Genomic DNA, 5,989 nt, shown 5'->3' with positions numbered 1-5,989 from the left:
CGACGAACCAGATCGACCTGACATGAGCTCCATCCTTTCCAACCGATGAAGCCTCCATCAATCCCGGCGCGGTTCACTCAGTGGTGGTCGTCATCAGCAAGAGCCACTCGCCAGAGCGCTGGATCTGCCCGGCCCACCAGTAGGTCGACTCGATCGGCGCGACGATCTGAGCTCCTGCGGCCAGCCGACGCTCTACCACTGCCGAACAAATCCGATCGGCCTCATCACGGCTGCTGGCAGTGACGCGGACCTCGATGCAATCCGAAGTATTTTGGATCATGCCAACACACTGCCGAATTGCTCTCATAGGTATCAAGGCGACGGCGCTCCGCGCCGCTCGCGGCCCTGCGCTCGGCCGCACGCTGCGCGTGCGGCCTGGGGGCCGTTCTCGCGCGCGGCCGTGCTCGGGCCGTCCCAGCCTGACAATCAGGGAACAAACTGGTGCAAGTTGTGCCTGTCGCGCCTCAGCTCCGCTAATGTTGTTACGTGTTGCCAAAGTTCGAATATGCGGACTTTCATAAGTTCCTGGTCAGCGTCGGGGCGCTGTTGATCGCCGCCGGCCTTGCCATACCGATATTTCTGCTGCAAGAAAAGACGGTAGCGGGGGCGCCAGAGAAAACTATAAAAGAACTGACACCTGTTGGAAAAGAAATATTCTCATCTCAGCAGGAGCAAATCAGATGGTTGCTCCACTCTTGGCCAACCATCTCCACAGGACTCGCAAGCGTCGGCCTATTTTTGATCGCATGGGGTGGCATTAAATGGTGGCAGAGGCAACAGCACCTTGAGCTTCGAGAAGAAGCCGAGCTGAACAAAATAAGAGCTGAAACAAACAAGCAAAATGCCGAAACGAAGAAGTATGACCAAGAAGTCGCGCAGCTAGTGGGTGCGAACCTGGAAAGCCCTGAAGAGGTGAGTGAGTCAATAGAGAGAAAGGCGGACGAGATTGTCGGAGAGATGCCAGCCGCACAAGATGTCGCAATAGTAGACGGGCAGCTTCCTGCAACGCCTCCGAAGAATAATCTTTCAACGGACCTAGCTAGGCGTGCTCGTGAATCTATAACCCGCCACTACGTCGATGCCGAAGATGCAGCAGCGGGGCTAGTCGCCAAGCTGGTGGGACGCGATGGTGAAATCTTCCGAAACGTCAGGCTTCGCGGTTCTTCTCGCATAGACATAGTAACCGTTGGGCCCCGTCTCAATATTGGCGTAGACGTAAAAATTATGCTCGCCTCGAGCTGGCGCAAGAATATACGAAATCGCATTGTCGACGCCATGTCTTTTGCTCTTGACATGCAGAATCTATCGGAAGCTGAATTCGGCCGACAACTGCGTCCACTCATAATCTGGGCGATACATACTGCGCCTGGCTCGTCGCTGGACGGAAAATTGTTGCACGAACTGACCCAAAGACTGACGATGGAGTTCGAACCTCACCTTCGCACATTCAAAGAGCCTCCTCTATTTCTGGTTGTTGAAGCAGGGGCGCTTCAGTCTCTATCGAATATGTCGGACGACGAAGTTGGAATAATAGAGAACTGGGCACGCGGACCAAGGAGCTTTATCCTTACCATTCCATCTATAGGTACATACTCCTCCATATTGCCCGTAGCTGTGCCTGTGGAGAACCAGTAAGGCGAGCGTATACAGTCGCATATCGATCCCGAGCAAAAGATCCCGTGCTCCGTCTCCTTGCTGGTCAATTGTCCTAGGCGAGCGCACCGGGTCAAGGGCGCCTACGGCGTCGCTGGCGCGATCAGCTTCGCTGACCCTTGACCCGGTGCGCTCGCCCAGGAATTGGCAGCTACGAGGAGGACGAGGGAAGACCAGGGACGGCTGTTGACCGCGTAGAGCGGAGGCGGTCATCCATAAGTGCAAAATCAAGATCCGGAATATATGCAGAATGCTGCCAGGCAGGAAGCTGCCTAGTCGGAGTCGCGTCGCAGGTGGGTGCGCAGTTAAGGTAAATGACCGCGACGCCCTGTAAAGCCGTCGGTTCTCTGATTCCGGGAGCCAACTTGAGAGCCAACGGGCCGTACGATCTCGAACCGAGCTGGACTGATATGAACAGGCGCTCGCTCACGACCTGCACGGCGAACCGGTCTGAACGCTTTTGATGACCGTTCGGGGACCTACGCATCAGAAGGCTAGGTGCGCCCCTTTTGTCAGCTTCTCGTCGTACTCTAACCGTCATGTCTCAGCCGTACATGGAACAGTCGGACGATGAAGTTCCGCTCTGGGTCACCACGCTGGGCGGGCCGCACATCGTTGTTCCGGAGTCAGCCTGCCAGTACTGGAACGGTGTACCGAAGGATTACCCCGACGATGAGGGAGACTACGGCCGAGCCTGCGAAGTCGACGGCTACATCGGTTTGATCGATGTTGGACCGGCCAAGGCCCTCGTTCTCGGCGACCATCCCGCCGGCACCACGTTCCTGCCCGAACACAACCTCTTCGTCCGCTGGATCGCCGCGGACTCGGCTGCGGAAATCCTCCAGGCTGCTATCGATGTGGTCGGTTCTGCGCAGTGGGAGGAGGAACTGGTGTGGGACATCAGAGAGCCCGTGGTCCTTTTCGACTCCGTCCACGGGCATGACTACATCGGCAGCGAGGAGCATCTAAGGGTGGACCTTCCACCGGGGCGCTACACCGTCCGTGCCGCTTATGCTCAGACCGAGGCCGCCTACATGGTGATCGTTCAGCTTGTCCAGCAGATCTAACTTTGCGGGATATACGTGAGATGATCTTCCAGTTTCCGCGCTGGAGGGCATCTATCACAGCAGCTCAGAGCCGTTGTCGATGCGGGGAACGTAGCCCTCTTGAAAACCGCTACGCCCTGGCGAGGGTGCTCGGTTCCGGGATGACCGCCGGTACGTGAGCGCGGGAACCGTATGCGGCTGGGATGGGCAGAGAGGTGAAGGCTTGCGCAGATGCGCCGTCCCCAGAAATCATGCGGTCATGCTCACCGTGCGACAGCTTCTCGATTACCTCGAAGGTCTCCCCGACGACACTCCCGTGGTGATCGACGTTCGCCCAGGCGATGAGTACGTACGGGTCGAAGACATCGACATCACCACGGAGGAGGACGCAGCGGGAGACCGCACACCCACGGGCGTCCAACTCGCGACACGCAGAGTCCAGCGAGACGCACTCCAACTAGAACTTGGCGAACTACGCTCGGCGCTCTGCCACACCCTCGGGAAATATCACAAAGAACCTGGCGGTCCGCAGGGATTGACGATCATCTCCGTCCTCAGTGACAGGGAGATCTTCAGCGAGATCCGACGACTCCGCACGATCGCCGAATCCGTCGAGCAGTAAAGCTCAGGGCCATGACCACCGTGCCACTGGTCTCGGCGACAGAGAATTCGCCGTGACTACTCGTGACTAGCCCGAATCCCAGTTCGGTGCCCCTACGCGCCATGGTTCATGTACTCCCCAGCCTGGCAGCCCGATCATGGCCTTCCCCTGTTGCGCGATCATTGAGTGATGAGAGCACGAGTGGGAACTTTCCGATGGCCGGACCTCGAGTTCGGACGGAGCATCGAGGACCCTGCCCATGCCTGCGAACTGCTGGAGATGTACGTCGGCCCGCAGGGAGAACCAGTCGAGGAACGGTTCCAGCTCACCGTCTGCACCCCGTCGGCCCTCGCCGATCAGCTGCGACGTCATCCCTTTCTCATCGGCCGCCACCGGCTCTTCGTGCCCGAGCTGCGCCCCGCCGAGGTGACCACGTGGCTGAGCGACCGGATCGCAGTGCTGGAGGCTCCGACGTGGAGCGAACTCGCCGAGAAGATCGGCCGGATCGGAGAGCGGGAGTTCGAGGACTACGACGGCTGAAGCTTCCGAGCGGGTTGCAGTTTGGGTTGCAGTTCACCGCCGTCCCATGTCGTTCCTGGCCGACCGGTCGCCCCTGTTGGTCCGGGTGGAACCGATCTGAACGGGCAAGATCCGAGCTGCTAATGCGGTTTGTGTTTACCGCCCATCCGGGGTTCAAATCCCCGAGCCTCCGCAGGTCAGAGGCCCTCTCCCGAGATACGGGGAGAGGGCCTTTTTGATCTCTAAGGGCGTCATGGTTGCAGTCCTAGTTGCAACGAGGGTTCAGGACTTCCCCAGAGCGCCGAGGCCAGGCGCTCGCCGGCATCGCGCATGATGCGGTGTGGACACATGTGCATAACGCTCGGTCGTGGTCACCCTCGTGTGGCCCAGGACCTCCTGAACGACCCGGATGTTCACACCCTGCTCGATGAGCGGCGTCGCGGCCGTGTGGCGAGCGTCGTGCACCCGGACGTCCCGAACCCCGGCCTGCTTGAGGATGGTTTTCCACACCTTCCAGTCCTCGGTGCGCTCGATCGGGCCGCCGTGGCGGGTGGCGAACACGAGATCGTGATCCTCCCAGCGTTCCCCCGCCTTGAGACGCTCCGCGGCCTGGATCTTGCGGTGTGCCTTGAGCACGGTGCTGGTCGAGAGGTTCTTCTCAAGCATCGTGGTGTAGGCCGTGTCGAGGTGCTCGGGAGCGAGCCGGTTGAGCCGATGTCGTCCGAGCAGCGGAATGATCCAGTGACGCGTCTTGGACCGGTAGTCCGTCAGCGTGCGCGGCGCCATCTTGCCGGAGATCACGAGCCGCTCACAGATCACGTCGAGATACTCGGTCATCCACTCGGCGACGGTGGGCGCACGGCCGGGCTTGGTGACCTGTCCCGACTCCCGGGTGTTCTCCAGTTCCCTCACCTTGCGGGTCACTTCAGCCTCGGTCGCGGCCATCCGGTGACGGCGGTCGAGGAAGCCGTCAGGCTTGATGCCCAAAGTGACCCAGCCGTGCCAGGAGCCGTCATTGCCGAAGTAGATCGAGGACCGGCCGTCCGGCTTCTTCGCCATCACGCCGCTTCTTCCCGGGAGAGCCCCGCCTTGGCCTCCAGAGCACGGGCGAACTCGTGGAGCGCCCACCGGGGGACCAGCCGGTATCCCTCGTCTTTGATCGACTTGAGTTCGCCGGATTTGATCAGTCGGAAGACGGCGGTACGGCTCATGCCGAGCATCACGGCGGCGTCCTTGGGCCGGTAGAACAGTGGTTCCATGTCAGGCCGCCTCTCCGATTGCCGAAAGATCTTCGATTGGTCGTCCGTCTGCTCTGGCTTGGAGTTCGATCAGGCGTGCGCGGGTGCGCCGGCGGTTGGCGACCTCGCGCAGCAGCCGTTTGGCCAGTGGGGTGCGGTTGAGGTCTTTGGAGGAGACCGGTCGCCAGAGGTAGCGGTGCGGGTCGGTCACGGTGTCGTCGGGCAGGCCGAGCATGTCGAGCACCCAGGCCTGACGATCCTGCTTGTGTTCGCGCAGGGTCTTGTTCGACCACTTGCGGGAGACCAGGACGCGACGGCCCGCGTAGCCGAGGCGCTCGGCCTTGTGCGCCTTGCCGCGGCACCGGCCCGGCAGCATGCCCGCCTTGGCGCCCTTGGGCTGCACGCCGTACCGCAGCCAGTTCGCGCACGCCGGGGAACAGGGTTCATAACGCAGCGCTTCGACCATTCGGGTGGCGTGGTCGCGACGGGCGTGGTTGGCGACGTCGTCAGGGTCGAGGGGATCGCCGGGGTTCGGGGATGTGACGGCCCCGCCCGGGACCCGGGGCGAGGGCGTCGGCCGCCCTGCACCATGCCCAGCCCTCGCGCCCGCTGGGCGGGCGATGCACTCGCCTGGCAGGGGATTCGGGGACGGCGGCCCCGAGTCGGCCCAGGACTCCCAAAGCTCCGGCAAGGAGCACGGTAAGGGATCGTTGAGATCACCCGGTAGGCGCTCGGTGCGGGGAGGCAGGGCCCTTGGCCGCCGGGCTCGAGTTGTGGACGCCGGCCGGTTGTCGGGAACCTCCGGCGGCTGCAAGCAGGCCCGAGGTGCGACACGGAGATCACATGAGCGCCTACCGTAATTGAGCGATCACCGTAGGTAGTGTCCGTTGTGAAGTCGATCTACGAGGACATCCCTCACCACAGAGTGGAGT

At 61.4% G+C, this 5,989-nt stretch carries 8 protein-coding genes; 4 read left to right on the top strand and 4 right to left on the bottom strand.

Going from position 1 to position 5,989, the window contains the following annotated elements; genetic code table 11:
* Positions 1–73: 73 nt before the first annotated feature.
* The gene (cutA, locus tag ACTOQ3_RS43240) at positions 74–280 is read right to left on the bottom strand and encodes a divalent-cation tolerance protein CutA (protein WP_440089872.1); all 207 of its coding nucleotides are present in this window, start codon (positions 278–280) and stop codon (positions 74–76) included.
* Between the two features lie 206 nt (positions 281–486).
* Here cutA and ACTOQ3_RS43235 point away from each other — a divergent pair, with 206 nt between their 5' ends.
* The 4 genes from ACTOQ3_RS43235 (at position 487) to ACTOQ3_RS43220 (ending at position 3,840) form a co-directional block, all read left to right on the top strand.
* On the top strand, positions 487–1,635 hold the full coding sequence (locus ACTOQ3_RS43235) for a hypothetical protein (protein WP_440089871.1): 1,149 nt from the start codon (positions 487–489) through the stop codon (positions 1,633–1,635).
* A 557-nt stretch (positions 1,636–2,192) separates the two neighbouring features.
* Positions 2,193–2,720, top strand: a complete 528-nt coding sequence (locus ACTOQ3_RS43230; protein WP_440089870.1) for an Imm21 family immunity protein — start codon at positions 2,193–2,195, stop codon at positions 2,718–2,720.
* A 238-nt stretch (positions 2,721–2,958) separates the two neighbouring features.
* The gene (locus tag ACTOQ3_RS43225) at positions 2,959–3,321 is read left to right on the top strand and encodes a hypothetical protein (RefSeq protein ID WP_440089869.1); all 363 of its coding nucleotides are present in this window, start codon (positions 2,959–2,961) and stop codon (positions 3,319–3,321) included.
* A 180-nt stretch (positions 3,322–3,501) separates the two neighbouring features.
* Complete coding sequence (locus tag ACTOQ3_RS43220) at positions 3,502–3,840, top strand: Imm8 family immunity protein (RefSeq protein WP_440089867.1); 339 nt, start codon at positions 3,502–3,504, stop codon at positions 3,838–3,840.
* Between the two features lie 261 nt (positions 3,841–4,101).
* Here ACTOQ3_RS43220 and ACTOQ3_RS43215 read toward each other — a convergent pair whose 3' ends face one another.
* The 3 genes from ACTOQ3_RS43215 to ACTOQ3_RS43205 are packed head-to-tail and all read right to left on the bottom strand — an operon-like array spanning position 4,102 to position 5,748.
* Entirely contained in the window at positions 4,102–4,878 is a 777-nt protein-coding gene (locus ACTOQ3_RS43215) for a tyrosine-type recombinase/integrase (RefSeq protein WP_440089865.1), read from the bottom strand.
* Positions 4,878–5,078 carry a helix-turn-helix domain-containing protein gene (locus ACTOQ3_RS43210; RefSeq protein WP_440089864.1) on the bottom strand — a complete coding sequence of 67 codons (201 nt, stop codon included), beginning with the start codon at positions 5,076–5,078 and terminating at the stop codon, positions 4,878–4,880. The genes ACTOQ3_RS43215 and ACTOQ3_RS43210 overlap by 1 nt, the downstream gene beginning before the upstream one ends.
* Before the next feature lies 1 nt (position 5,079).
* Complete coding sequence (locus tag ACTOQ3_RS43205; protein ID WP_440089863.1) at positions 5,080–5,748, bottom strand: replication initiator; 669 nt, start codon at positions 5,746–5,748, stop codon at positions 5,080–5,082.
* Positions 5,749–5,989: the final 241 nt, after the last annotated feature.

The organism is Streptosporangium sp. LJ11 (genome assembly GCF_051918945.1).
Taxonomy (GTDB): Bacteria; Actinomycetota; Actinomycetes; order Streptosporangiales; family Streptosporangiaceae; genus Streptosporangium.
This window is presented reverse-complemented; position numbering and strand designations above follow the sequence as displayed.